Here is a 25,808-nt window from a genome sequence, read left to right on the forward strand (position 1 = left end):
GTCAGCGCGTGCCGGTGGCACGCGGCGCGGCCTGCCGTGTCAGCAGCGCGCGGGTCGCCGCGGTGACGTCCTGCTGCCGCATCAGGCTTTCGCCAACCAGGAAGGTCGACATCCCGACGCGCTCGAGCCGGGCGAGATCGTCAGGCGTGAAGATGCCGCTCTCGCCGACCATCAGGCGGTCCGGCGGGATCAGCGACGCCAGCGCCTCGCTGGTGGCGAGCGTGGTCTCGAAGGTGCGCAGATTGCGGTTGTTGACCCCGATCATCGGCGACCGCAATTTCAACGCGCGGTCGAGCTCGGCGCGGTCGTGGATCTCGATCAGGACGTCCATGCCGTAGCCGAGCGCGGCGTCCTCGATATCCTTCGCCGCGGCATCGTCGAGCGCGGCCATGATGATCAAAATGCAGTCGGCGCCGTGGGCGCGGGCTTCCGCCACCTGGTAGGTGTCGAACATGAAATCCTTGCGCAGCACCGGCAGATTGGTCGCCGCGCGCGCCGCGACCATGAAGTCGAGATGGCCCTGGAACGAGGGCGCATCGGTCAGCACCGACAGGCACGCCGCGCCGCCGGCCTCATAAGCCTTGGCCAGCACGGGCGGATCGAAATCAGCGCGGATCAGTCCCTTCGAGGGCGAGGCCTTTTTCACTTCCGCGATCAGCGCATACTCGCCACGCGCATGCTTGTCCTTGAGGGCGCGGACGAAGCCGCGCGGAGCTGCGGCTGCTTTCGCCTGCGCCTCGATCTCGGCGAGCGGACGCGCGCGCTTCGCGGCGGCGATCTCCTCGCGCTTGTAGGTCTCGATCTTGGTCAGGATGTCGGACATGGCGCCTTTCTAGAGCATGATCGTGTCGAAACCGGTTCACGCTTTTTCAAATCATGCTCAACCGTTGGAAACCGCGACCAGATGCTTCAGCCGCGCCGCGGCCGCGCCGCTGTCGAGCGACTGCGCGCCGATCGCAACGCCTTCCTTCAAATCCTTGGCGCGGCCGGCGACGATCAGCGCCGCAGCCGCGTTGAGCAGCGCGACGTCGCGATAGGCGCTCGGCTTGCCGTTCAGCACGCTCGAGAGCGCGATCGCGTTGGCATCGGCGTCGCCGCCCTTCAGCGCCTCGCCACCGACGCGGCCGAGGCCGGCTTCGTCAGGCGTCACCTCAAAGGTCCTGATCTCGCCGTTCTCGAGGCTGGCGACGAAGGTAGGGCCGGTGAGGGTGATCTCGTCGAGGCCGTCGGAGCCGTGCACGACCCAGACCTTGTCGGCGCCGAGATTTTTCAGCACCTGCGCCAGCGGCTGCACCCACTGCCGCGAGAACACACCGACCATCTGGCGCTTGACGCCGGCGGGGTTCGACAGCGGGCCGAGCAAATTGAAAATGGTGCGGGTGGCGAGCTCGACCCGGGTCGGGCCGACGTTCTTCATCGCCGGATGATGCGCGGGCGCGAACATGAAGCCGATGCCGGCCTCCTTGACGCAGCGTCCGACCTGATCGGGCGTCAGGTCGATCTTGACGCCGAGCGAGGCCAGCACGTCGGCCGAGCCGGACTTCGACGACAGCGCGCGGTTGCCATGCTTGGCGACGGGGATGCCGGCGCCGGCGACAATGAAGGCCGCGCAGGTCGAGACGTTGACCGAGCCGGAGCCGTCGCCGCCGGTGCCGACGATGTCGACGGCCTCGGCCGGCGCGCTGACCCGCAGCATCTTGCCGCGCATCGCCGCAACCGCGCCGGTGATCTCGTCGACGGTCTCGCCGCGCACCCGCAGCGCCATCAACAGGCCGCCCATCTGCGAGGGCGTAGCTTCGCCCGACATCATGGCGTCGAACGCGGACGCCGCCTCCTCACGCGTCAGCGTGGCGCCGGTGGCGACTTTTCCGATGATCGATTTCAGGTCGTCCATTCGCTGGCTCAGGGTCTGTTGCTGGAGCTTGATCTCCGCGCGATGCCATCGCGTTGGCCGCGCGGAGAGGAGGGGTTCCGGATCATGCTCAATTATTTGCGCCTGTCACTTGCGCGAAGGCAGCCTGGTTGACGGTCACGCCGATGTCGGACTCGATCTTGGTGACGTATTGCGCGACCTGCTCGTCGCTGAGCGAGCGCCGCAGCGCCTCCTGGAGCTGCTTGACCTCGTTGGAGGCAAAGTCGACCTGCGGCAGCGTCACGTCGGTGACGCGGAACACCACCCATTGGCTGCCGCCGGCCGCCGGCGTCTGTCCGTCGCTGTCCTTCGGCGTACGGAATGCCGCGGTGATCGCAGCAGCCGGCACGCCCGGCGGGGTCGCGTCGCGGCGGAAGTTGGCGGCGGTCTCGACCTTGACGCCAAGCGCGGCCGCCTCGTCGGCGAGCTTGCCGCCGCCGTCGAGCTTCTGCACCAGCTCGGTCGCCTTGGTGCGCAACTTGGCCGAGATCTGGTCCTCGCGCCATTTCGCCTCGACCTGGTCGCGAACCTCTTCGAGCGGGCGCTCGCGCGACGGGGTGATGCCTGCTACCTCGTACCAGACCCAGCCGCCATTGAACTGGATCGGGTCGTTGTCGACGCCGACGTCGCTGGAGAACGCCGGCGACACCACGTCGAGGCCGCGCGGAATATTGGCCGCGGGCTGACCGTTCGGCAGCCGGCCCGAACGGTCGACCGCATCGATGGTGACCGGCGTCAATCCGAGCTTCTGCGCCGACTCGACGACGCTGGCGCCGCCGCCGCGCTCGTCCTCCATCTTGTCGCGCAGCTCGGCGACCTTGTTGCGGGCGCGCTCGGTCGCGATTTCGGTCTTCACCTGTTGCGCGAGGCTCTCATAGCTCGGCGTCACGCCGGGCTCGACCTTGCCGACCTTGACCAGCGCCACGCCGAAACGGCCCTGCACGGGTTGGCTGACCTCGCCGGACGGCAGCTCGAAGGCGGCATCGCCGACCGCGGGATCGAGGATCGCCGACTTCGCCACCAGGCCGAGATTGACGTCGGCAAGATTGAGGTTGCGCTCCTTGGCGATGTCGTCGAACGGGGTGCCCGACGTGATGCGGGCGCGCGCGGCCTGCGCCTCGCCGGCGTTCGGAAACACGATCTGCGACACTTCGCGCTTCTCCGGCGAGCTGAGCCGGTCCTTGCGCTGCTCGAAAATCTTCTTGGCGTCCTCGTCGGAGACGGTGGTCCATTTGCCGATTTCTTCGGGCGTGACTGCGACGAAGGAAATCTTGCGGTATTCGGGGGCGCGGAACTGGACCTTGTGGTCCTCGAAATAGGCGGCGAGCGTCTCGGGCGAGGGCGGATCGATGGTGCCGGCCTGCGCGGCGCCGAGCGTGATGTAGTCGATCGAGCGCTGCTCGTTCTGGAAGCGCGTCAGCGCCTCGATCAGCGGCTTGGACGGCTCGATCCCGGACGAGATGGTGCCCGCGATCTGCCGGCGCAGGCCGACCCGGCGCTGCTCCTGGATGTAGCGGCCTTCGGTGTAGCCGGCGTTGCGGATCACCGCCTGGAAGCGCTGCGGGTCGAACTGACCGTTGAGGCCCTTGAAGTTCGGATCGTTGTAGATCTGGCGCAGCACCTCGGCGTCAGACTGGTTGAGGCCCATCCGGCGCGCCTCTTCATCCATCGCGGCTTCCGCCAGCGTCTGCTGCAGCACCTGGCGATCGACGCCGAAGGCGCGGGCCTGGTCCGGGGTTAGCGGACGGCCGAACTGGCGGCCGATCTGCTGCAGGCGGTCGTTGTAGATCTGGCGGAACTGATCGGCCGAAATCTCGGTCCGGCCGATCTTGGCGAGCGACGACTGGCCGAATCCCCTGAAGATGTCCGCAATGCCCCAAATGCCGAAACTGATGATCAAAACGCCCATCACAACGGCCATAATCGTCTTGCCGAGCCAGTTTGATGAGGCTTTCCGCATTCCTCGAAGCATGGGTCCAACTTGTTTTGCAGGTGGGGAACCGGGTCGTGCCCAAAGCAAGGCCGCAGGGCGTCACCGGATTGAAAACGCTTATAAAGTGGCTGATGTCCCCCCGCAACCTTAAGGCTGTGGGCGGATTGAAGCGGTGAATCGCCGCGACGCCGCGCTCTGGAAGTGGTCGCCCGCGTCTGGTAGCCCGTGGGCGCGCTTGATCGATGGGGAATTCTGACATGACCAACACCATCCGGCCGCTGATCGCCGGTAACTGGAAAATGAACGGCCTGACGTCATCGATGGCCGAGTTCGAGGCGATGCTGGCTGGGGCCGGCAGCGTGGCCAAAGCCGATCTTTTGGTTTGCCCGCCTGCGACGCTGGTCGGATCGTTCGCCGCCAAGGCGCGCGGCAGCAAGGTCGCGGTCGGCGCCCAGGATTGTCATCCCAAGGCATCGGGCGCCCATACCGGCGACCTCTCTGCCGAGATGTTCAAGGATCTTGGCGCGGTCGCCATCATCGTCGGCCATTCCGAGCGGCGCGCCGATCATGGCGAGACCGATGCCTTGATCCGGCAGAAGGCCGAGGCCGCCTGGCGCGCCGGCCTGACCGCGATCGTCTGCATCGGCGAGACGCGCGAGCAGCGCGATGCCGGCAAGACGCTCGATCTCTGCGGCACCCAGCTCAAGGGCTCGCTGCCGGATGGCTCGACGTCGGCGAATCTCGTGGTGGCCTACGAGCCGGTCTGGGCGATCGGTACCGGCCTGACGCCGACCGCAAAGGATGTCGAGGAAGTTCACGCCTTCATCCGCGGTGTACTCACCGATCGCTTCAAGGGTGAGGGTGAGAAGGTGCGGATCCTCTACGGCGGCTCGGTCAAGCCGTCGAACGCCGCCGAGCTGATGGCGGTCGCCAATGTCAACGGCGCACTGGTCGGCGGCGCCAGCCTGAACGCGTCAGACTTTTTGGCGATCGCGGCGGGCTGCTAGGCGGCCACAGCTCCACCCACGTCATTGCGAGCGAAGCGAAGCAATCCATGCCGCCGCACGTGCGGAGCGATGGATTGCTTCGTCGCTTCGCGCCTCGCAATGACGGGGTTGCAGCGGAGCTAGACTAGGCCGCAGCCGCGCCGATGCGCTTCCAGTAGATCAGCGTGCCGGTGAGGCCGCCATGCGGCTTCAGCGCGTAGTCCGGGATGAGGCCGGTGAGCTGAAAGCCCAGCTGTTCGTAGAGCGGGGCGGCGCCGTCCTCCTCGGCGGTGTCGAGCACCAGCAGCGTGCGGCCATGCGCGACCGCAAGCTGCTCGGCGGCCTGCATCAGCGCCGTCGCCACGCCGCGCTTGCGGTGCGCGACGCGCGTCATCACTTTTGCGATTTCCGCCCGATGCGGCTGGTTCGGCGGCAGCCTTAACAGCAGCGTGACGGTACCAACCAGCGCAGCGCCGTCGAACGCGCCGAGCACGATGCGCTCGCCCTGCGCAGCGGCCCGAAGCGAGTCCTGCCAGAAGGCAAGGGCGTCATCCAGTGACAGCGGATGCATGAAGCTGACCGAGCCGCCGCCGGCGACGGTTTCGACCAGCAGTTCGGCGAGCGCGTCGCGAATTGCGGGCGTATCGTCGAGCGGCTTGATGACAAAGGAAGCCATCGATCAGCTCCGGGCCAGCGCGACGACGTAGGTGCAGGGGGCATTGCTCTCGTTGGCAAAGGTCGTCTCGGCCGGCGGCCCGAAGCCGAGACAATCGCCGGCGGCGAGGGGATAGCGCGTGCCGCCTTCGGTGATGACGAGGCTGCCGCTCAGCACCCAGACCAGCTGGCGGATATGGGCGTAGGACGAGGCGGGCAGGGTGACCGCCTGCTTCGGCGGCAGCTCGACCCGCACCAGCTCGACCGGATGGTCGGGGCGGCTGAACACCTGGCGACGCAGATAGCCGCTTTCCGGATCGCGCCAGACCGGCTGCGTGGCGGCGCGCGACAGGCTTTCGCCGTGGCCCTCGGCACGCAGCATCAGCCCGGCCAGCGTGAGGTCGAAGGCGCCGGCGAGCCGCACCAGCACGACCGCGGTCGGGCTCACCTCGGCGCGCTCGATCTTGCTGATCGTGGCCTTGGAGACGCCGGAGCGCTCGGCGAGATCGGCCAGCGACCAGCCGCGGCCGTCGCGCTCGAGCCGGATGCGCTGCGCCAGGCGCTGGCTCAGATCGTCTATCAAAGTATCCATTTGTCTATTATTATGGAAATGCAGGCGGCGTTCAAGGGCCTCTGTGGGCTGCGCTCCGCCTCGCTTGTGAACGTCGCCGCTGCGACTATCTCGGGGGTGACAATGCCCGGTGCAATCGTGTAACAGGGCGCGACTTCACGAAAACCCGTAAAGCCGATAGCGCCGTTTGTCTGGCCGCTTGGCGGCTTGTGACGGAAGGCTTGCGATGCAGACTGTCGTTATCATCATCCATCTCATGATCGTCGCCGTGCTGATCGGTGCCGTGCTGCTGCAGAAATCTGAAGGCGGCGGCCTCGGCATGGGCGGCGGCGCCGGCTTCATGTCGAGCCGCGGCACCGCCAATTTGCTGACGCGGACCACGGCGATTCTGGCGGTCGGCTTCTTCATCACCAGCCTGTTCCTGTCCTGGTATGCGGGCTACGACCGCAAGCCGAGTTCGATCATCGGGACCGGCGCGCCGGCGCAGCAACAGCAGCCGGCCGGCGGCACGCCGATGAACGCGCCGACCTCCGGCGGCATCCTCGATTCGCTGAAGAAGGCCGACGAGCAGCAGGGCCAGCAGGCACCGAGCGGTCCGCAGGCGCCACGGTCGCAATAAAGCAGGGTGGCCATGCGGGATGCCGCGCTGGCATTCTGCTTCGAGAACCCCCATTAATACTCTGAAATCGCTTCAAATTTAACGTCACCCACAGCCCGGTCGGTAGTTTGCCGCGGAGAGCCGATTCGTTTTGCGAATCACAGGAAGCGGATTAAAGGTAAAGTCCCATGGCGCGGTACATATTCATCACCGGCGGCGTGGTCTCATCGCTCGGCAAGGGTCTGGCTTCAGCGGCGCTCGGCGCCCTGCTTCAGGCTCGCGGGTACAAGGTCCGTCTCCGCAAGCTCGACCCCTATCTCAACCTCGATCCCGGAACGATGTCGCCGTATCAGCACGGCGAAGTGTTCGTGACCGACGACGGCGCGGAGACCGATCTCGATCTCGGTCACTATGAGCGCTTCACCGGGCGGCCGGCCACCAAGGCCGACAACATCACCACCGGTCGGATCTACCAGGACATCATTTCCAAGGAGCGCCGCGGCGACTATCTCGGCGCCACCATCCAGGTGGTCCCGCACGTCACCAACGCGATCAAGGAATTCGTGCTTGATGGTAACGACGAGTACGATTTCGTGCTGGTCGAGATCGGCGGCACGGTCGGCGACATCGAGGGCCTGCCGTTCTTCGAGGCGATCCGCCAGCTCAAGAACGAGCTGCCGCGCGATCACGCCGTCTATATTCACCTGACACTTTTGCCGTACATTCCAAGTGCCGGTGAACTCAAGACAAAACCGACCCAGCACTCGGTGAAGGAGCTGCGCTCGATCGGCATCCAGCCGGACATCCTGCTGTGCCGGACCGACCGCGAAATCCCCAAGGAAGAGCGGCGCAAGCTCGGCCTGTTCTGCAACGTGCGCGAAAGCGCCGTGATCGAGGCGCGCGACGTCGACAACATCTACGCGGTGCCCGAGGCCTATCACGCCGCCGGCCTCGACGACGAGGTGCTGGCCGCCTTCGGCATCACCGCAAAGATTCCGCCGGCGCTGCAGAGCTGGAACGTGATCAACGAGCGCGTCCGCAACCCGGAAGGCGCGGTGACGATCGCGATCGTCGGCAAGTACACCGGCATGAAGGACGCCTACAAGTCGCTGATCGAGGCGCTCTCGCACGGCGGCATCGCCAACAAGGTCAAGGTCAATCTCGACTGGATCGAGAGCGAGGTGTTCGAGAACGAGGACCCGGCGCCGTTCCTCGAGCACGTCAACGGCATTTTGGTGCCCGGCGGCTTCGGCCAGCGCGGCGCCGAGGGCAAGATCAAGGCGGCGCAGTTCGCCCGCGAGCGCGACGTGCCGTATTTCGGCATCTGCTTCGGCATGCAGATGGCCGTGATCGAGGCGGCGCGCAATCTGGTCGGCATCGAGGACGCCAACTCGACCGAGTTCGGCCCGACCAAGGAGCCCTTGGTCGGCCTGATGACGGAATGGCTGCGCGGCAACGAGCTCGAGCGCCGCTCGCAGAGCGGCGACCTCGGCGGTACCATGCGGCTCGGGGCCTATCCCGCGGCGCTCAACCGCGGCAGCCGGGTCTCGCAGGTCTATGGCGGCGCGACCGAGATTTCCGAGCGGCACCGCCATCGCTACGAGGTCAACACCGCCTACAAGGACCGGCTCGAACAGCACGGCCTGCGCTTCTCCGGCATGTCGCCCGACGGCGTGCTGCCGGAGATCGTCGAGTACGAGGACCATCCCTGGTTCATCGGTGTCCAGTTCCACCCCGAGCTGAAGTCGCGGCCGTTCGAGCCGCATCCGCTGTTTGCCTCGTTCATCGAGGCGGCGGCGAAGCAGAGCCGGCTGGTCTGATCCGGCGCTCACGCCGGCACGGTGCAATCCTCGCTGGCCCGGCGCTCGCCGGTAATGCGCGCGACGGATGAATCGTCCGCCGGCGCGCTATCGCGCGTGATCAGCTTGTATTGCGGCCGCCGCGTCAGCTTGTAGACCGCAGCGGGCGGCACGTTGAGCAGCGCGCGATCGACCAGGGTGGCGCGCAGGCCGAGCCGGTCGAGAATCGGCCGCGGCACCGGGCAGCGCATCCCGTAGGTGAACTGATAGAACGCGCCGCCGGGACGCAGATAGCTGAATGCGCCGCTGACGATCGAGATCACCTTGCGCGGCGACATGTTGAGCAGCGGCAGGCCGCTGATCACGGCGCCGACCGGCGATCCCCGGTAGAGCTGCTCCGAGGCCAGCCGCGCCGCATCCATCCACAGTACGCGCGCGCCGGGAAAGCGCAGCTGCAACAGCCGCATGAAATCCGAGCCGTATTCGATCAGCGTCAGATCCTGCTGGCGCACGCCGCGCTTCAGCAGCTGATAGGTGAACGCGCCGGTGCCCGGGCCGAGCTCGAGGAGCGGACCGGTCGCAGCCGTGATGTCGCGCGTGATCAGCTCGGCGAGCGCTGCGCCCGAGGGCGCGATCGCGCCGACGCGGCCGGGCGCCGCCATCCAGGCCGTGAAGAACGAGAGGAAGTCGTGTGCCATTTGCTTTCCCAGCAAGGTGAGTTCGCGCCCCGATTCCAGTGCGGGGCGTGAGCTGTTTTGCGGGAGCTGGATTGCAGCAACATTGCGCGGTGTCACGCCACGATCGGCGCCGGCGGCAGCGTCAGGCGGAAGCACGCGCCGCCGTTCGGCCCGTCGAGCACGGAGACGTGACCGCCATGCAGTCTTGCGATCTCGCGCACCATGTTGAGGCCGAGGCCGGCGCCGCGATCGAGCGGCTTCAGCCGGTAGAACGGATCGAAGATCTGCGCGCGCTGCTCCGGCGGAATGCCGTCGCCTTCGTCCGTGACGTCGATGGTCGCGGCGCTGCCGACATGGATGGTGATGGTGCCGCGGCGGCCGCCATGCTGGATCGCGTTCTGCACCAGATTGGTCAGCGCGCGCTCCAGCGCGGCGCGGTCGCCTGTCGTCTCGACACGTTCGGTCGCAGTCTCCAGCGACAATTCGTAACCGGCGGCGATCGCCAGCGGCGCGAGATCGGCGGCAACGCCGCGCGCGACCGCGACGAGGTCGACGCGGACAAACGGGTTGCGGCACTGGTCGAAGCGCTGGATGTCGAGCAGCTGCTCGGCGAGCGTCGCGAGGCGGGCCGCGTCCTCGAGCAGATGGGTCTTTTCGGGGCTCGGCGGCAGCGATTCCAGCCGCGTGTTGAGGATCGCGATCGGCGTGCGCAATTCATGCGCTGCATCGGCGACGAAGCGCTGGTGCCGCGAATAACCGTCGTCGAGCCGCTTCAGCGCGTCGTTGATGGCGGTCACCATCGGCACCACTTCGAGCGGCAGATGATCTGCGGACAGCCGGCTGCCGCGCTGGCGGAAATCGATCCGGCGCGCCTGATCGGCCGTGGTGGCAAGGCCGGCGAAGGCGCGCTTGATCACCATCGGCGTCGCCACGAAGGTCGCCGCGGCCATCAGCAAGAGGCCGGGCACGGTGACGGCGAGGAAGGTCAGCGAGGCCGTGAACAGCGCCTTGGCGCCGAGCATCCGGCCCTGGGTGGCGGTCACGATCTGAACGTTGCCGGCGTCGGTGTTGACGCGCTTCAGGCGCGCCGGCGGCTTGCGCGGGTCGTCCTCGAACATCTGCCAGCCGAGCCGCGCCTGGCTGATATGGTCGAGCGCAGCGCCGAGGTTTGCAAACTCGTCGGGCACCCTGCCTTCGGACAGCGTGTTGCCCTGGCGGTCGCGCACGATGAACCAGAGATCGGGGGCTTCCTCGCGCAGCTGCTTCAGCGCCGCCGTCGGGCGCAGCACCAGTCTGCCGTCGGCCTCGCGCCCGAGCGACCATTGCACGACGTCGATGACGCGGTCCTCGTCGCGGTTGATCACCGGCAGGCCGCAGGTCCACAGCGCACCGACCACCAGCGCGATGATGGCGGCCAGCAGCGCGGCCTGCAGCGTCACCAGCCGCCAGCTCAGCTTGGTGCGCAGACAATAGTGATCGGCGATCTCGCTCATAAGGTAAGCACCGCTTCGCTCATGATACCTGCTTCAGGAGATAGCCGACGCCGCGGATGCTGTGGATCTCGATCCCGGCGTCATTGTCGGCGAGCTTGCGCCGCAGGCGCGAGACATGGGCGTCGAGCGCGTTCGACTGGATCTCGTCGTCGAAAGTGTAGACCGCTTCCTCCAGCGTCGCGCGCAACACGGTGCGGCCCATGCGGCGCAGCAGTGCCTCCAGCACCAAGAGCTCGCGCCGCGGCAGGTCGAGCGGCCGGCCGTCGACGCTGACCTCGCGATGGCTGCAATCGAACGCGACGCGGCCGGCCTTGATGATTTCGAGCTGCAGCCCGGCGGGGCGGCGCAGCACGGCGCGCAGCCGCGCCAGCAATTCCTCGACCGCGAACGGCTTTGCCAGATAGTCGTCGGCGCCGCTGTCGAGGCCGATGATGCGGTCGGCGAGGTCGCCGCGCGCGGTCAGCACGATGATCGGCACGCCGTCGGCCCGGGCCCGCAGCTTTGGGATCAGGGCCAGCCCGTCGCCGTCGGGCAGTTGGCGGTCGAGCAGCACCGCGGCATGCACGTCGGCGGAAATCGCCTCTTCGGCCTCGGCAAGGGTCGGCACATGGTCGACCACCATGTCGTAGCCCTTGAGCGCCTGTGACAATGCCGCCGCCATTTCGACCTCGTCTTCCACCAGCAAAATCCGCATGTTGTTCGCGATCCAGTCCTCGCAGGTCTCAAACGGTCGGTTCTAGCGCCATCAACATTGCAGCAACATTGCGAGAATGGCGCTGACGGGGCGGGCAGGGGTGCCATGTTGTCACCCCTCAAGACAGGGGGGAACCCGCTCGCTATAACCGCCCGCGCCAACGATATGGGAGGACCGCCAATGATCTACGAGACCCGCGTCTACCGCTGCCTGCCGGGCCGGCTGCCGGCGCTGCTGAAGCGTTTTGAGACCATTACGCTGAAGCTGTGGGACAAGCACGGCATCAGGCAGGCCGGCTTCTTCACGACGCTGGTCGGCGAATCCAACCAGGAACTGACCTATCTGCTGGCCTGGGAATCGCTCGCCGAGCGCGAGAAGAAATGGACCGCGTTCCAGACCGACCCGGAATGGATCACCGCACGCGCCAAGACCGAGGAGGACGGCCAGATCGTTCTCAACATCGTCAACCAGCTCCTGGTGCCGACGGCGTTCTCGTCGGTGAAGTGAGCTGACGCCGGAGCATTGGGGCTCTATCCCCGTCATTGCGAGCGAAGCGAAGCAATCCATCGCGCCGCATATGCCGCACGATGGATTGCTTCGCTGCGCTCGCAATGACGAGAGGCGGGTAACGGAGCTATTGCGGGCAGCCCGAGGTCTGGTCGCCTTCACGGACCATCGGCTTGCCGTTGATGAAGACGCCGTGGCTGCCCGAGGTGGTCTTGCCGCCGCAATGGGTGCGGTCGCCGATCACGGCCGCCGGCTTGCCGTTGATCAGGACGTTGGGCACGCCTTCGATCAGCGGGCCGCCATTGCTGGTGGTGTCGCCGCTGCGCGCGGCCGGCTTGCCGTTGACGATAACGCCGGTGGCGCCGCTGGTGACGACGCCGGGCTGCTGGCTGCTCGCCTGTCCGTAGGCCAGGCCCGGCAGTGTGGACAGGCCGGCCAAAACTCCGATCACAAGCGCCATGCGCATGGGTGCCTCATTGCATCTGTTCCCGGTCAGTCTATAGGGGCTGATAGGGCAGGATTGTGATAGCACGGACCGGCCCACGGCGTCAGCGCAACCCCCTCAAGCGGTGGGATGGCTTGATCCATCACGCACCGGATTGCATGGTCGCCCGCGAAAGGATGCAGCATTTTGACCAGTCACGTTTCCGCGCAGGCCACAGCGCCCGTCGTCGCCGTTGGATCGGTGCAGTTCGGCAACCATTTGCCGCTCCAGATCATCGCCGGCCCCTGCCAGCTCGAGAGCCGCGCCCATGCGCTCGAGGTGGCCTCGGCGCTCAAGGACATCGCCGGACGGCTCAAAGTCGGGCTAGTCTACAAGACCTCGTTCGACAAGGCCAACCGCACCAGCGCCTCGGCGGCACGCGGCATCGGGCTTGCGCAGGCGCTGCCGATCTTCGCCGAGATCCGCTCCTCGCTCGGGCTGCCTGTGCTGACCGACGTGCATGAGGCGAGCCAGTGCGCTGATGTCGCGCAGGCGGTCGACGTGCTGCAGATTCCGGCCTTCCTGTGCCGGCAGACCGATTTGCTGCTGGCGGCGGCCGCGACCGGCAAGGTCGTCAACGTCAAGAAGGGCCAGTTCCTGGCGCCCTGGGACATGGCGAATGTGGTGACGAAAATCACCGGCGCCGGCAACGCCAATGTGCTGGTCACCGAGCGCGGCGCCTCGTTCGGCTACAACACGCTGGTCTCGGACATGCGCGCGCTGCCGATCCTGGCGCGCACCACCGGCGCGCCCGTGATCTTCGACGCCACCCATTCGGTACAGCAGCCCGGCGGCAAGGGCACCTCGTCCGGCGGCGAGCGCGAGTTCGTCCCGGTGCTGGCGCGCGCCGCGGTCGCGGTCGGGGTTGCCGGCGTGTTCATCGAGACCCATCCCGATCCCGATCATGCGCCGTCCGATGGCCCCAACATGGTGCCGCTGCGTGATTTCGAATCCCTGGTCAAGCGGCTGATGGATTTCGATTCGCTCGCCAAGACGATGGCCTGACGCGGCGGATCCGGACATGACCGCAACGAGCGGCATGCCGCCGGCCCTCAATGTCATCACGCTGGCGACGTTCGCGGCGAGCCTGTCGGTGCGCGCGCTCGATCCGGTGCTGCCGCATGTCGCCGACGATTTTTCCGTCAGCATCGCGACCGCGGCGAGCTTTGCCGCGGTGTTCGCCTTCACCTTCGCAGCGGTCCAGCCGGCAATCGGCGCCGCCGCGGACCTGTTCGGCAAGGCGCGGCTGATGACGATCTGCCTCGCGCTGCTCGGCCTCGCCAATATTCTGGGCGCGCTCTCGACCTCGTTCCCGATGCTGTTCGTGACCCGGATTCTCGCCGGCATCGGCTCCGGCGGCGTGTTTCCGGTGGCGCTGTCGCTGACCTCCGATCTGGTCGGCCCGGAGAAACGGCAACTGGCGATCGGGCGGACGCTGGCGGGCTCGATGACCGGCAATCTGCTCGGTGCGACGGCGTCAGGCCTGATCGGCGATCTGCTCGGCTGGCGCGGCGTGCTCGCGGTGCTCGGCGCGCTCGTCATCATCGTCGCGCTTGCGGTGGCGGCCGGCTTCCGCGGCGCTGCGCTGAACCGTCCGCCGCGGACCAGCCTGAAGGCACTTCGCCACGGCTATCGCACCATCTTCACCAACCCCAATGCGCGGATCTGCTATTCGGCGGTGTTCGTCGAAGGCTGCTGCGTGCTCGGGCTGTTTCCGTTCATCGCCTCGTTCCTGTTCGAGCTCGGCGAGACCTCGCTGTCGATCGCCGGCATCGTGATCGCCGGCTTTGCGATCGGCGGCTTGCTCTACACCCTGACGGTGGCCCGTCTGCTGCCGTGGCTCGGCGTCCGCGGCATGATGATCGCGGGTGCGACGCTGGTCGCGATCCAGCTCGTCGGTGTCGCGTTTGGGCCGCTCTGGAAGCTGCAGATGGCGGGCCTGCTGGTCATGGGCCTCGGCTTCTACATGATCCATGGCTGCCTGCAGGTGTTCGCCAGCGAGCTCTCGGTCGAAGCCCGCGCCACCGCGCTGTCGCTGCATTCTTTCTTCTTTTTCATGGGCCAGACCGTCGGCCCGATCGCCTACGGTTTCGGCCTGCAGCACGCCGGCAAGACGCCGACGCTGGTCTCGGCCGCCGCCGTGATGGTCGTGCTCGGCTTTGTCTGCGCGAAATATTTGAAGCAGCGCCGTCCGGCCGATGCCGACGCACGGCCCGACGTAGAACCTTAAGCGATCCCGCACGCGCGTAGCTGCGCTGGTGTGTCGCATCCGACCGCTCCAAACATCTCGAATTCAGCGCTAATGTTCCGCCGTCGAGCTATCGCGCGGAGCCGATCATGGCTTCAAGGATGTCTTCGGGCACTGTCGCGTTGCTGCTGGTCGGAGCAACAGTGCTTCTGATCGCCTTGATCGCAAGCCGGCCACCTGCGTGGATCCTGCTGCTGCTAGGATCCCTCGCGCTGGCTGTGCTGTATATCGTGGCAAGGTCAAGGTCGCGTTACGATCCGCTCGATCAGCGCTTCGGCAGCTGCATCCCACCGATCTCCAGACCGAAGACCGGCGGCGGCGATGGCTCCGATCACAGCAGCGACGGCTAACATCCATCAGATGCCCCGCCTACCGCTCCAGGGAGCGAGCTGGTAACCTTGCGCTCGCGAAGGGGGAAGGCGTCGGCGGTTTAGCCGGTGCAGCCAAGCCGGCACGGCCGAGCGCGGGAGCGATGCGATGATACTCAGTCCGGATCATGTGACGATCGCGGTGGCGGACGCAGGCCGGGCGATCGAATTCTTCGCGCTCCTTGGCTTCAGAAAAACTCACGTCGCGACCATCGACGGTGGCATTCCCGCGAAGTACATGGGTATGCCGAACATGAAGGCGCAGCACATCACCCTCGCACTCGAAGGAGCGGAGTCTCCTTTCGAAATCCAGCTGCTCGAGTTCGACCTGCCGCAAGGGACCGATGCGGGTGTGCATCCTACTAACCTGCGAAAGCTTGGCTTCAATCACCTCGCGTTCCGCGTCGATGACATTGAAGCGGCCACTGCGCACCTTGTGGCCAACGGTGTCACCATGCTGAGCGACGAGATGGACTACATCTCGAGAAAGCTCCGGCTGTTCGAGGGTCCCGAAGGCATCACCTTCGAGCTGGTCCAGCGGGACGCTTAGACGCTTCTCGCTGGTGCGTTTTGCGGCTGCCATGGCGGACAAGCCTTCAAGCTGCCCAGCCCTTGATGCGCAAGCCTTGATCCTGATCAAGCATCGCTGCGCGGCGATTGCTCAACTCGATGCCCTTCGACCAAGGATGGTTGCTGCGACGCAGCAGAGGCGGGCAGTGAACCGCGCGACGGATGCGTGACGTGCCAGCGGGATTTGCCACAATGAAGCACTGGTTGCCCGGACTAGAGACACTCCGTCGATATGAGGCAGCATGGCTTCCGCACGATATCTTCGCCGGCCTCGTCCTGGCGACGATGCTGGTCCCCGTTGGAATTGCCTACGCAACGGCATCGGGCTTGCCTGGCATCTATGGCTTGTACGCAACGATCGTGCCGCTCCTGGCCTACGCGGTGTTCGGCCCTAGCCGCATTCTCGTGCTGGGTCCCGACTCGGCGCTTGCAGCAATCCTGCTGGGAGTCATTACTCCCCTGGCTCACGGCGACCCCGCGCGCACCGTGATGCTCGCCGGCATGATGGCGATTGTCTCGGGGGCGGCCTGCATTCTCGCAGGTGTCGCGCGCCTCGGTTTTGTGACCGAGCTGCTTTCCAAGCCGATCCGCTACGGATACATGAACGGAATTGCGCTCACGGTGCTGATCAGCCAGTTGCCCAAGTTCTTCGGGTTTTCCATCGACAGCGAGGGACCGCTGCGGAGCTTGTGGGCGATCGGCGGCGCGATCCTCGCAGGAAAGATAAATTGGGTCGCGTGCGGAATTGGGGCCGCTACGTTGATCGTGATCCTGCTTCTCAAGAACAGCAAGCTGCCTGGCATTCTGATCGCGGTCGTTGGAGCAACCATCGCCGTCGGGATGCTTGATCTCGGGACGCTGTACGGCGTCAAGGTCCTGGGTCCGCTTCCGCAAGGTTTGCCGGCGTTCGTTGTGCCGTGGATCAGCTACGACGACATCGTCCCGGTGCTGATCGGCGGTTGCGCAGTCGCACTGGTTTCGTTTGCCGATACGAGCGTACTTTCACGTGCCTACGCCGCGCGATTGGGGTACCGGGTCGATCCGAACCAGGAGATGGTCGGGCTTGGTGCCGCCAATCTGGCCGCAGGCTTTTTCCAGGGCTTTCCGATCAGCAGCAGCAGTTCCCGTACTCCGGTCGCCGAAGCCGCCGGCGCCCGCACCCAGCTCACCAGCGTCGTCGGCGCGCTTGCCATCGCCTTGCTGCTGTTGGTCGCGCCGAGCCTCCTGCAACATCTGCCCAACGCGGCATTGGCCGCCGTCGTCATCGCGGCGGCGATCGGCCTGATTGAAGTCGCCGACCTCAAGCGTATCTATCGCATTCAGCGCTGGGAATTCTGGCTCGCGATCGTCTGCTTTATCGGTGTAGCGGTGCTCGGGGTGATCCCGGGAATTGGTCTTGCAATCGCACTCGCCATCATCGAGTTCCTATGGGACGGCTGGCGCCCGCACTCCGCCGTGTTGGGGCGCGCCCACGGCGTCAAAGGTTATCACGATATCACGCGATATCCGGATGCACGCCGCATCCCCGGCCTGGTGCTGTTTCGGTGGGATGCGCCGCTGTTCTTCGCCAACGCGGAATTCTTCAAGGAGCGTGTCCTCGATGCCGTCGCGAAGTCGCCGACTCCGGCACGTTGGCTGGTGGTCGCCGCAGAGCCGGTGACCAGCGTCGACGTCACCGCCTGCGACGTGGTTGCCGAATTGGACCAGGCACTGCACGCGCAGGGGATTGAGTTTTGTTTCGCCGAGCTCAAGGATCCGGTGAAAGACAAGCTGAAACGATTTGGCTTGTTCGCGCAGCTTGGAGAACACTATTTCTTCCCGACGATCGGCGTCGCGGTGGCGCGCTATCTCGAAACCAACAATGTCGAGTGGGAGGACTGGGAAGATGAGGATGGGCTGGCCCCGGTCACAATCGCGGACCGAAAACCCGCGTCTGGCCTCTAGCTCACAATTCGAACCGCCGGTGGCGAGGGTCTATGGGTCTCTAGCCCCGCCCGCGATACGGCGCGACGGCCTGGTCGGGAACCCAGATGCCCTTCGGCAGCCGGCCGGTCTGGAAGAACACGTCGATCGGGATGCCGCCGCGCGGGTACCAGTAGCCGCCGATGCGCAGCCATTTCGGCTTGATCTCGTCGGCGATCCGCCGGCCGATCAGAACCGTGCAATCCTCGTGGAACGCGCCATGGTTGCGAAAACTCGCCGCGAACAGCTTCAGCGACTTGGACTCCAGCAGGAAGCGGCCCGGCACGTAGTCGATCACCAGATGCGCGAAATCCGGTTGTCCCGTCACCGGGCAGATCGAGGTGAATTCGGGCACGGTGAAACGCACCAGATAATCGGTGCCGGCCTGCGGATTGGGCACCCGGTCGAGCTTTGCCTTTTCGGGGGTGTCCGGCCATTCCACGTCACGGCCGAGTTGCAGGTCGCCCGAGGGCTTCGATTTGCTGGATTTTTTCGCCATTCAGGTGCTCCGTGGCGTCCTCTTAGCGAATGATCCGGGGCCCGTCACCCGGCCTTTTCGGCCCCGACGCATTGCGGTAGAAGCACCGCAATCCGACCCGACCACTGCCAGAAGAGGTTCTCATGACTGCCATCATCGACATCATCGGCCGCGAAATCCTTGACAGCCGCGGCAATCCCACGGTCGAGGTCGATGTGGTGCTGGAAGACGGGTCGATCGGTCGCGCGGCGGTGCCGTCGGGCGCCTCCACCGGCGCGCATGAGGCGGTCGAGCTGCGCGACGGCGACAAGGCGCGCTATCTCGGCAAGGGCGTCCAGAAGGCGGTCTCGGCCGTCAATGGCGAGATCTTCGAGGCGCTCAGCGATCACTCGGTCGAGGACCAGGTCGCGATCGACCAGATCATGATCGATCTCGACGGCACGCCGAACAAGAGCCGGCTCGGCGCCAACGCCATCCTCGGTGTCTCGCTGGCCTGCGCCAAGGCCGCCGCCGAATCCTTCGACATGCCGCTGTATCGCTACGTCGGCGGCACCTCGGCGCGGACCTTGCCGGTGCCGATGATGAACATCATCAATGGCGGCGTGCATGCCGACAATCCGATCGACTTCCAGGAGTTCATGATCCTGCCGGTCGGCGCCACCAGCTTCGCCGAGGCGCTGCGCTGCGGCTCGGAAATCTTCCACACGCTGCGCGGCGAGCTGAAGAAGGCCGGCCACAACACCAATGTCGGCGACGAGGGCGGCTTTGCACCGAACCTGCCGACCGCCGACGCCGCGCTCGACTTCATCATGAACGCGATCGGCAAGGCCGGCTACAAGGCGGGCGACAACGTCATGCTTGGCCTCGACTGCGCCTCGACCGAGTTCTTCAAGGAAGGCTCCTACGTCTATGGCGGCGAGAACAAGACCCGCTCGCGCTCCGAGCAGGTGAAGTATCTCGCCGATCTGGTCAGCCGCTATCCGATCGTCACCATCGAGGACGGCATGTCCGAGGACGACATGGACGGCTGGAAGGAGCTGACCGATGCGATCGGCAAGAAGTGCCAGCTGGTCGGCGACGATCTGTTCGTCACCAACGTCACCCGGCTCGCCGACGGCATCAAGCACGGCCGCGGCAACTCGATCCTGGTCAAGGTCAACCAGATCGGTACGCTGACCGAGACGCTGGCGGCGATCGAGATGGCCTACAAGGCCGGCTATACCGCGGTCATGTCGCACCGCTCCGGCGAGACCGAGGATTCCACCATCGCCGACCTCGCCGTCGCCACCAATTGCGGGCAGATCAAGACCGGCTCGCTGGCGCGCTCCGACCGCACCGCCAAGTACAACCAGCTGCTGCGGATCGAGCAGCAGCTCGGCACCCAGGCCAAGTATGCGGGCAGGGCGGCCTTGAAGGCGTTGGCCTAGCGCCCCAACTGATCGGAACCGATAATGTAAAGCAGGGAGGTCGGGATGAGCGACGGCAAGAGCGGATTGCAGCTGCGTTCGCTGCTCAAGAAGAATGGCGAACTGGAGCTATCGCTGGTCAATGTCCCGACCCCCGAGCCCGGACCCGACGAGGTCGTGGTCCGTGTCGAGGCCACGCCGATCAATCCGTCCGACCTCGGCCTGTTGATCGGCCCGGCCGACATGTCGGCGGCAAAGGTCTCCGGCACCAGGGAATTGCCTGTGGTGACCGCGCGGGTGCCCGAGGCGGCGTTGGGCGCGCTGGCGGCGCGGCTCGATGAGTCGATGCCGGTCGGCAATGAGGGCGCCGGCGTCGTGATCCGAACCGGCTCGTCCGATGCCGCCAAGGCGCTGATGGGCAAAACCGTCGCGATGATCGGTGGCGCGATGTATGCGCAATACCGCACGCTGCGGATCGGCGAATGCCTGCCGCTGCCCGAGGGCACCACGCCGGCCGACGGCGCATCCTGCTTCGTCAATCCGCTGACCGCGCTCGGCATGACCGAGACGATGCGGCGCGAGGGCCACAAGGCGCTGGTGCACACGGCCGCAGCCTCGAACCTCGGCCAGATGCTCAACAAGATCTGCCTCAAGGACGGCATCGGCCTCGTCAATATCGTGCGCAACAAGGAGCAGGCCGACATCCTGCACAAGATCGGCGCCAAGCACGTGGTCGATTCCACCGCGCCGACCTTCATGGACGATCTCACCAATGCGCTGGTCGAGACCGGCGCGACCATCGCCTTCGACGCGATCGGCGGCGGCAAGCTGGCCGGCCAGATCCTGGTCGCGATGGAGACCGCGATCAACAGAAGCGCAAAAGCTTACAGCCGCTACGGCTCCAATGTGCACAAGCAGGTCTATGTCTACGGCAGCCTCGACACCCGCGAGATCACGCTGCCGCGCGGCTTCGGCATGGCCTGGGGCGTCGGCGGCTGGCTGCTGTTCCCGTTCCTGATGAAGATCGGCCCGGAGGCGGGCAACAAGCTGCGCCAGCGCGTGGTCGCCGAGCTGAAGACCACCTTCGCCAGCCACTACACCAAGGTGGTGTCGCTGCAGGAAGTGCTGCAGCCCGACAACATCGCGGTCTACAACAAGCGCGCCACCGGCGAGAAATTTTTGATCAACCCGAACAAGGCGATGTGACGGCGCGCGCCACATCGCATCGTCTAGTCGCGATCGAACGCCAGTTTCCTCAAGCGCTGCTGACGCGCCATGGCGTGGCCGATCAGGACGTCCATCAGCTGCGGTTGTGGCAGGCCGCTGGCCTCCCACAGCCGCGGATACATGCTGATGTTGGTGAAGCCGGGCAGCGTGTTGGCCTCGTTGACGTAGGCCTGTTCGCCGTGCAGGAAGAAGTCGATCCGCGCCATTCCTTCGCAGCCGAGCACAGTGAACGTCCTGATGGCGAGCTCCTGGATCTGATCGGCGATCGCAGGCTTCACATCGGCGGGCACGCGGAGCAGGGCGCCCTCGGCATCGAGATATTTCGCATCGTACGAATAGAAGCCGTGCTTGTCCGAGGGGACGATCTCGCCGAGTTCCGAGGCGCGGACCCGGCCTTCGGCGTCCTCGAGCACCGAACATTCGACCTCGCGGATCGGTGCGATGCATCGCTCGACCAGGATCTTGCTGTCGAAGCGAAACGCCAACCGGCAGCAGGCGTCGAATTCGGCAGCGGTCCGCGCCTTCGAGACGCCGACCGACGAGCCCATGTTGGCCGGCTTGACGAAGACCTCCTGCGATCCGAGGGCGCTGACCGCGGCGTCGTAGGTGATCGGAGCTGCGGCCGACACAACGACGCAGGGGACAACAGGCAATCCCGCCTCGCGCATCAGCCGTTTTGCAAAATCCTTGTCCATCGCGGCGGCCGATCCCATCACGCGCGAGCCGACATAGGCCACGTCGGACAGTTCGAGCGCGCCCTGCACCGTGCCGTCCTCGCCGTTCGGGCCGTGCAGCACCGGGAAGACGACATCGAATGCCGGCAATTCCTGAACACCATGACCTTCGAGCGCCAGCGCGCGGCCTTGTCCGCCCGGCAGCAAAGCGAGGCGCGGTCCATCGTCCGGAATGGTCAGCGCGCCGCTGCCCGTGCCGGCGCCGTTTCCTGCAGGCACGACGATCCAGCGGCCGTCGCGCGTGATCCCGATCGCGGTCGCCTCGTAGCGGTCCGGGTCGAGGGCGCGCAGCACGTTGGCTGCGGACGCCCGCGAGACGTCGTGCTCGGCGGACCGCCCGCCGAACAGGATGGCAACCCTCATCTTGTGCTCTGCCATGGATTAGTTCTCTGGGCTTGCTGCTCTGGATAGGCCGGATGATGCGCGCGATCCGCCTGCAATATGTTTAAACGAACATGTCGATAATTTGCCCCGATACGGTGATGCGATCGGCGGTCTGTGGGGCGGCATCGCGGCGGCGTTCGGCCAAGTTTCCAAAACGCTGCGTTTCCGGAATTGCACAATCCATGCACTTGCATCTTTCTTGCCGCACCGGTAGGTGAAGGCGGACCGTTCGCTTCACGCACAACCCGAGGGGGATTTGCTATGGCCTATAACATCGTCACCATCGTCGGCAGCATCCGCAAGCAGAGCTTTTCGCTCAAGATCGCCAATGCGCTCGCCAAGCTCGCGCCGGACACGCTGAAACTCGACGTCACGACGCTGCAGGGCATTTCCTTCTTCAACCAGGATCTCGAGGCCGCGCCGCCGGCGGACTGGCTCGCGTTCCGCGACAAGCTGCAGAAGTCGAACGGCGTGCTGTTCGTGACCCCCGAATACAATCGTTCGATCCCGGGCGTGCTGAAGAATGCCATCGACGTCGGCTCGCGTCCCTATGGCAAGAGCTCGTTCAACGGCAAGCCGACCGGCATCATTTCCAACTCGCCGGGTCCACTCGGCGGCGTCAGCGCGGCCAAGCACCTGCAGAACATCCTGCCCGGCATCTCGGGCCCGATCCTGCAGCAGCCCGAAATCTATCTGAACGGCGTCGGCGACGCTTTTGACGAGCAGGGCGCGCTGGTCAAGGAAGCGCTGAAGACCGTGCTGCAGCAGTACATTACGGCGTTCGCGGCCCACGTCGAGGCGCACAACAGGTAAGCAGGACCGCGCGCTCTTAAGCGTCCATTAACATGGCCGCCGCATGGTGGCGGCCATGGTCTCCCGCACACGACTCAAATCGATCCTGACCGGGCTTGCGCTCTACACGATAGCGGCGCTGATGGTCAGCTATTTCGGGGTCAATGCCTATACCGGCAAGTATGGCCTGAACGCGCGGCAGGAGCTCGATCAGGAAATCATCGCGCTGACCTCGGAGCTGGCGCGGCTGAAGAAGGAGCGCGCCGAGGGCGAGCAGCGGGTGTCGCTGTTGCGGTCCGATCGGGTCGATCCCGACATGCTCGACGAGCGTGCGCGCTTCCAGCTCGACTACGTCAATCCGCGCGATCTCGTCCGGATCAACAAGGCGAATTGACGCGTTCGCAAATTTCAAAAATTCTCGCGTGCTATCACAAAAGTGTCGCGCCGCGTTGCACTGCGGCATAGCAAAATTCCATCCAGCGAACGCACTGCTTCCAAGGCGATTTGACTTGGGTTAGAGAGGGCTTTCCGACCTCTCTCACCCGGAATTGCCATGGCCGCACCGAAGAAATCCGCCGCAAAAGAATCAGGGCAGGAGAAGGCGGGATCTCCGCCCGACCTGAGCCAGGAGCAGGAACTCAAGGCGCTGCGCGACATGCTGTTGATCCGGCGCTTCGAGGAGAAGGCCGGCCAGCTCTACGGCATGGGTGCGATCGGCGGCTTCTGCCATCTCTATATCGGCCAGGAGGCGGTCGTCGTCGGCATGCAGATGGCGCTGAAGCTCGGCGACCAGGTCATAACCGGCTACCGCGACCACGGCCACATGCTGGCCTGCGGCATGGAGGCCAAGGGCGTGATGGCCGAGTTGACCGGGCGCCGCGGCGGCTATTCCAAGGGCAAGGGCGGCTCCATGCACATGTTCAGCCTGGAGAAGCACTTCTATGGCGGTCACGGCATCGTCGGCGCGCAGGTGTCGCTCGGCACCGGGCTTGGCTTCGCCAACCGCTATCGCGGTAACGATTCCGTCAGTGTGACCTATTTCGGTGACGGCGCGGCCAACCAGGGCCAGGTCTACGAAAGCTTCAACATGGCGGAGCTGTGGAAGCTGCCGGTGATCTATGTCATCGAGAACAACCGCTACGCCATGGGCACCTCGGTGTCGCGCGCCTCGGCGCAGCAGGATTTCTCCAAGCGCGGCGCTTCCTTCAACATTCCCGGCAAGCAGGTCGACGGCATGGATGTGCGTGCCGTGAAGGCCGCCGCCGACGAGGCCGTGGCCTGGTGCCGCGGCGGCAACGGCCCAATCATCCTGGAGATGCAGACCTATCGCTATCGCGGCCACTCGATGTCCGATCCCGCGAAGTACCGCACCCGTGAGGAGGTCGAGAAGGTCCGTCACGACCAGGATCCGATCGAGCAGGTGCGCAACCGTCTGCTGGAGGCCAAGGTCAGCGAGCAGGATCTGAAGGCGATCGACGCCGAGGTCCGCGAGATCGTCAACGCCGCTGCCGACTTCGCGCAGCACGATCCGGAGCCCGATCCGTCCGAGCTCTACACCGACGTCTACCGCTGATTCCCCGCGCAGAAGAACTTTCAAGACCGATTTCGGGAGCCGATATGCCCATTCAAGTGCTGATGCCTGCGCTGTCGCCCACCATGGAGAAGGGCAACCTCGCCAAATGGCTGAAAAAGGAAGGCGAGACCATCAAGTCCGGTGACGTCATCGCCGAGATCGAGACCGACAAGGCGACGATGGAAGTCGAGGCGACCGACGAGGGCACGCTCGGCAAGATCCTGATTCCGGAAGGCACCGCCGACGTCGCGGTGAACACGCCGATCGCCACCATCCTCGCCGACGGCGAAAGCGCCGCCGATCTCGCCAAGGCGCCCGCCGCGCCGCCGCCGAAGGCCGAAGCCGCGCCGGCGGAAGCGAAGACGGAAGCCAAGGCCGAGGCGCCGGCACCCAAGCCTGCGGCGGCACCGGCCGCGCCGGCAGCTGTTGCGGCTGCCGATCCGGAAGTGCCCGAAGGCACCGAGATGGTGACGCAGACCATTCGCGAAGCGTTGCGCGACGCAATGGCCGAGGAGATGCGGCGCGACGGCGACGTCTTCATCATGGGCGAGGAGGTCGCCGAATATCAGGGCGCCTACAAGGTGACCCAGGGCCTGCTGCAGGAATTCGGCGCGCGGCGCGTGATCGACACCCCGATCACCGAGCACGGCTTTGCCGGCGTCGGCATCGGTGCGGCGATGGCGGGCCTGAAGCCGATCGTCGAATTCATGACCTGGAATTTCGCGATGCAGGCGATGGACCAGATCATCAACTCTGCGGGCAAGACGCTGTACATGTCCGGCGGCCAGATGGGCTGCTCGATCGTGTTCCGCGGGCCGAACGGCGCCGCCGCGCGCGTCGCCGCGCAGCACAGCCAGGACTACGCCGCCTGGTACTCCCAGATCCCCGGCCTCAAGGTGATCGCGCCGTATTCGGCCGCCGATTACAAGGGCCTGCTGAAGGCTGCGATCCGCGATCCCAATCCGGTGATCTTCCTCGAGAACGAGGTGCTGTACGGCCACACCGGCGAGGTGCCGAAGCTCGCCGACTTCATCGTGCCGATCGGCAAGGCCAAGATCGCGCGCCCCGGCAAGGACGTCACCCTCGTCTCCTGGGCGATGGGCATGTCCTATGCGCTGAAGGCCGCCGAAGAGCTTGCCAAGGAGGGCATCGAGGCCGAGGTCGTCGATCTCCGTACCATCCGTCCGATGGACACCGAGACCGTCGTCAACTCGGTGAAGAAGACCGGCCGTGCGGTCACGGTGGAAGAGGGCTGGCAGCAGAGCGGCGTCGGCGCCGAGGTCGCAGCACGGATCATGGAGCACGCCTTCGACTACCTCGATGCGCCGGTCGCGCGCGTCTCCGGCAAGGACGTGCCGATGCCCTATGCCCACAATCTCGAGAAGCTCGCCCTGCCGTCCGTCGCCGAGGTGGTCGCGGCCGCCAAGGCCGTGTCCTACCGGTAAGCCCCATGGCCGGTCCCAAGGAGCAGCCGCTGCCGCCCGACGTGATGGGCCGCGACGACGCCATCGAGGTGCTGCGCGCTTTCGTGGTCGACGGCGGCCTGTCGATCGCGTTCCAGCGCGCGTTCGAGGAGCCGGACATGTGGGGGCTGATGCTCGTCGACATCGCCCGTCACGCCGCGCGCGCCTATGCCCGCGAGAGCGAATTCACCGAGGACGAAGCGCTCGCGCGCATCGTCGAGATGTTCGAAGCCGAAATCGCCCGGCCGACCGACATGGGCAAGACCATGCCACGGTCGCAACAAGGTCACTGACA

The 25,808-nt window shown here is 65.7% G+C and carries 27 protein-coding genes; 16 read left to right on the top strand and 11 right to left on the bottom strand.

Features of this window, described 5'->3' with window-relative positions; translation table 11 throughout:
* Position 1: 1 nt before the first annotated feature.
* The 3 genes from trpC to CI41S_RS28330 form a co-directional block, all read right to left on the bottom strand.
* Positions 2–823, bottom strand: coding sequence for an indole-3-glycerol phosphate synthase TrpC (trpC, locus tag CI41S_RS28320; protein WP_139862572.1), 822 nt, complete (start codon positions 821–823; stop codon positions 2–4).
* Positions 824–880: 57 nt separating this feature from the next.
* Complete coding sequence (gene trpD / locus CI41S_RS28325) at positions 881–1,894, bottom strand: anthranilate phosphoribosyltransferase (protein ID WP_139862573.1); 1,014 nt, start codon at positions 1,892–1,894, stop codon at positions 881–883.
* An 88-nt stretch (positions 1,895–1,982) separates the two neighbouring features.
* Positions 1,983–3,884, bottom strand: a complete 1,902-nt coding sequence (locus CI41S_RS28330; RefSeq protein ID WP_172628223.1) for a peptidylprolyl isomerase — start codon at positions 3,882–3,884, stop codon at positions 1,983–1,985.
* A 218-nt stretch (positions 3,885–4,102) separates the two neighbouring features.
* Between CI41S_RS28330 and tpiA the strand changes: the two genes are divergently transcribed.
* Positions 4,103–4,852: a triose-phosphate isomerase gene (gene tpiA, locus CI41S_RS28335; RefSeq protein WP_139862575.1), complete on the top strand. Its 750-nt coding sequence runs from the start codon at positions 4,103–4,105 to the stop codon at positions 4,850–4,852.
* A gap of 124 nt (positions 4,853–4,976) precedes the next feature.
* Here the strand turns inward: tpiA and CI41S_RS28340 are convergent, their stop codons facing one another.
* Both CI41S_RS28340 and CI41S_RS28345 read right to left on the bottom strand, forming a co-directional pair.
* On the bottom strand, positions 4,977–5,507 hold the full coding sequence (locus CI41S_RS28340; RefSeq protein ID WP_139862576.1) for a GNAT family N-acetyltransferase: 531 nt from the start codon (positions 5,505–5,507) through the stop codon (positions 4,977–4,979).
* Positions 5,508–5,510: 3 nt separating this feature from the next.
* Complete coding sequence (locus CI41S_RS28345) at positions 5,511–6,077, bottom strand: helix-turn-helix domain-containing protein (protein ID WP_139862577.1); 567 nt, start codon at positions 6,075–6,077, stop codon at positions 5,511–5,513.
* Positions 6,078–6,282: 205 nt separating this feature from the next.
* Here CI41S_RS28345 and secG point away from each other — a divergent pair, with 205 nt between their 5' ends.
* Both secG and pyrG read left to right on the top strand, forming a co-directional pair.
* Positions 6,283–6,675, top strand: a complete 393-nt coding sequence (gene secG, locus CI41S_RS28350; protein WP_139483801.1) for a preprotein translocase subunit SecG — start codon at positions 6,283–6,285, stop codon at positions 6,673–6,675.
* A 167-nt stretch (positions 6,676–6,842) separates the two neighbouring features.
* Positions 6,843–8,474 (top strand): CTP synthase, encoded by a 1,632-nt coding sequence (gene pyrG / locus CI41S_RS28355; protein WP_139483800.1) that lies wholly within the window; start codon positions 6,843–6,845, stop codon positions 8,472–8,474.
* Positions 8,475–8,482: 8 nt separating this feature from the next.
* Here the strand turns inward: pyrG and CI41S_RS28360 are convergent, their stop codons facing one another.
* The 3 genes from CI41S_RS28360 to CI41S_RS28370 form a co-directional block, all read right to left on the bottom strand.
* Positions 8,483–9,151 carry a class I SAM-dependent methyltransferase gene (locus tag CI41S_RS28360; protein ID WP_139862578.1) on the bottom strand — a complete coding sequence of 223 codons (669 nt, stop codon included), beginning with the start codon at positions 9,149–9,151 and terminating at the stop codon, positions 8,483–8,485.
* A gap of 92 nt (positions 9,152–9,243) precedes the next feature.
* On the bottom strand, positions 9,244–10,623 hold the full coding sequence (locus CI41S_RS28365; RefSeq protein WP_139862579.1) for a sensor histidine kinase: 1,380 nt from the start codon (positions 10,621–10,623) through the stop codon (positions 9,244–9,246).
* A gap of 19 nt (positions 10,624–10,642) precedes the next feature.
* Positions 10,643–11,317, bottom strand: coding sequence for a response regulator transcription factor (locus tag CI41S_RS28370; protein ID WP_139483797.1), 675 nt, complete (start codon positions 11,315–11,317; stop codon positions 10,643–10,645).
* A gap of 180 nt (positions 11,318–11,497) precedes the next feature.
* On the opposite strand from CI41S_RS28370, the gene CI41S_RS28375 reads away from it, so the two are divergent.
* A complete protein-coding gene (locus tag CI41S_RS28375) occupies positions 11,498–11,824 on the top strand; it encodes an NIPSNAP family protein (RefSeq protein WP_018271819.1) in 327 nt (108 codons plus the stop codon).
* 127 nt (positions 11,825–11,951) lie between these two features.
* On the opposite strand, the gene CI41S_RS28380 is transcribed toward CI41S_RS28375, so the two are convergent.
* Positions 11,952–12,290, bottom strand: coding sequence for a PAAR domain-containing protein (locus CI41S_RS28380; RefSeq protein WP_139483796.1), 339 nt, complete (start codon positions 12,288–12,290; stop codon positions 11,952–11,954).
* A gap of 165 nt (positions 12,291–12,455) precedes the next feature.
* Between CI41S_RS28380 and kdsA the strand changes: the two genes are divergently transcribed.
* The 5 genes from kdsA to CI41S_RS28405 all read left to right on the top strand — a co-directional run bounded on the left by kdsA (position 12,456) and on the right by CI41S_RS28405 (position 17,438).
* Positions 12,456–13,313 (top strand): 3-deoxy-8-phosphooctulonate synthase, encoded by an 858-nt coding sequence (gene kdsA, locus CI41S_RS28385; RefSeq protein ID WP_139862580.1) that lies wholly within the window; start codon positions 12,456–12,458, stop codon positions 13,311–13,313.
* Positions 13,314–13,329: 16 nt separating this feature from the next.
* Positions 13,330–14,538: an MFS transporter gene (locus CI41S_RS28390; RefSeq protein ID WP_139483794.1), complete on the top strand. Its 1,209-nt coding sequence runs from the start codon at positions 13,330–13,332 to the stop codon at positions 14,536–14,538.
* 107 nt (positions 14,539–14,645) lie between these two features.
* Positions 14,646–14,906 carry a hypothetical protein gene (locus CI41S_RS28395; RefSeq protein ID WP_139483793.1) on the top strand — a complete coding sequence of 87 codons (261 nt, stop codon included), beginning with the start codon at positions 14,646–14,648 and terminating at the stop codon, positions 14,904–14,906.
* Positions 14,907–15,033: 127 nt separating this feature from the next.
* Positions 15,034–15,474 (top strand): VOC family protein, encoded by a 441-nt coding sequence (locus tag CI41S_RS28400; protein WP_139862581.1) that lies wholly within the window; start codon positions 15,034–15,036, stop codon positions 15,472–15,474.
* 212 nt (positions 15,475–15,686) lie between these two features.
* Positions 15,687–17,438, top strand: a complete 1,752-nt coding sequence (locus CI41S_RS28405; RefSeq protein WP_139862582.1) for a SulP family inorganic anion transporter — start codon at positions 15,687–15,689, stop codon at positions 17,436–17,438.
* 40 nt (positions 17,439–17,478) lie between these two features.
* On the opposite strand, the gene queF is transcribed toward CI41S_RS28405, so the two are convergent.
* Positions 17,479–17,955: a preQ(1) synthase gene (gene queF, locus CI41S_RS28410; protein WP_139862583.1), complete on the bottom strand. Its 477-nt coding sequence runs from the start codon at positions 17,953–17,955 to the stop codon at positions 17,479–17,481.
* 122 nt (positions 17,956–18,077) lie between these two features.
* On the opposite strand from queF, the gene eno reads away from it, so the two are divergent.
* Together eno and CI41S_RS28420 are read left to right on the top strand one after the other, a co-directional pair.
* Positions 18,078–19,361 carry a phosphopyruvate hydratase gene (gene eno, locus CI41S_RS28415; protein WP_139862584.1) on the top strand — a complete coding sequence of 428 codons (1,284 nt, stop codon included), beginning with the start codon at positions 18,078–18,080 and terminating at the stop codon, positions 19,359–19,361.
* 45 nt (positions 19,362–19,406) lie between these two features.
* Positions 19,407–20,546, top strand: a complete 1,140-nt coding sequence (locus CI41S_RS28420) for a zinc-binding dehydrogenase (protein WP_139862585.1) — start codon at positions 19,407–19,409, stop codon at positions 20,544–20,546.
* A 23-nt stretch (positions 20,547–20,569) separates the two neighbouring features.
* On the opposite strand, the gene CI41S_RS28425 is transcribed toward CI41S_RS28420, so the two are convergent.
* Positions 20,570–21,679 carry a D-alanine--D-alanine ligase family protein gene (locus tag CI41S_RS28425; protein WP_139862586.1) on the bottom strand — a complete coding sequence of 370 codons (1,110 nt, stop codon included), beginning with the start codon at positions 21,677–21,679 and terminating at the stop codon, positions 20,570–20,572.
* Positions 21,680–21,946: 267 nt separating this feature from the next.
* On the opposite strand from CI41S_RS28425, the gene CI41S_RS28430 reads away from it, so the two are divergent.
* The 5 genes from CI41S_RS28430 (at position 21,947) to CI41S_RS28450 (ending at position 25,806) form a co-directional block, all read left to right on the top strand.
* On the top strand, positions 21,947–22,498 hold the full coding sequence (locus tag CI41S_RS28430; RefSeq protein WP_139862587.1) for an NADPH-dependent FMN reductase: 552 nt from the start codon (positions 21,947–21,949) through the stop codon (positions 22,496–22,498).
* A gap of 55 nt (positions 22,499–22,553) precedes the next feature.
* Positions 22,554–22,871, top strand: coding sequence for an FtsB family cell division protein (locus CI41S_RS28435; RefSeq protein ID WP_139483785.1), 318 nt, complete (start codon positions 22,554–22,556; stop codon positions 22,869–22,871).
* 159 nt (positions 22,872–23,030) lie between these two features.
* Positions 23,031–24,050 carry a pyruvate dehydrogenase (acetyl-transferring) E1 component subunit alpha gene (gene pdhA / locus CI41S_RS28440; RefSeq protein WP_139862588.1) on the top strand — a complete coding sequence of 340 codons (1,020 nt, stop codon included), beginning with the start codon at positions 23,031–23,033 and terminating at the stop codon, positions 24,048–24,050.
* A gap of 44 nt (positions 24,051–24,094) precedes the next feature.
* Complete coding sequence (locus CI41S_RS28445; RefSeq protein ID WP_139862589.1) at positions 24,095–25,495, top strand: pyruvate dehydrogenase complex E1 component subunit beta; 1,401 nt, start codon at positions 24,095–24,097, stop codon at positions 25,493–25,495.
* Positions 25,496–25,500: 5 nt separating this feature from the next.
* Positions 25,501–25,806, top strand: a complete 306-nt coding sequence (locus CI41S_RS28450) for a DUF5076 domain-containing protein (protein WP_139862590.1) — start codon at positions 25,501–25,503, stop codon at positions 25,804–25,806.
* Positions 25,807–25,808: the final 2 nt, after the last annotated feature.

Origin of the sequence: Bradyrhizobium ivorense (assembly GCF_900696085.1) — a bacterium.
Lineage (GTDB): Bacteria > Pseudomonadota > Alphaproteobacteria > Rhizobiales > Xanthobacteraceae > Bradyrhizobium > Bradyrhizobium ivorense.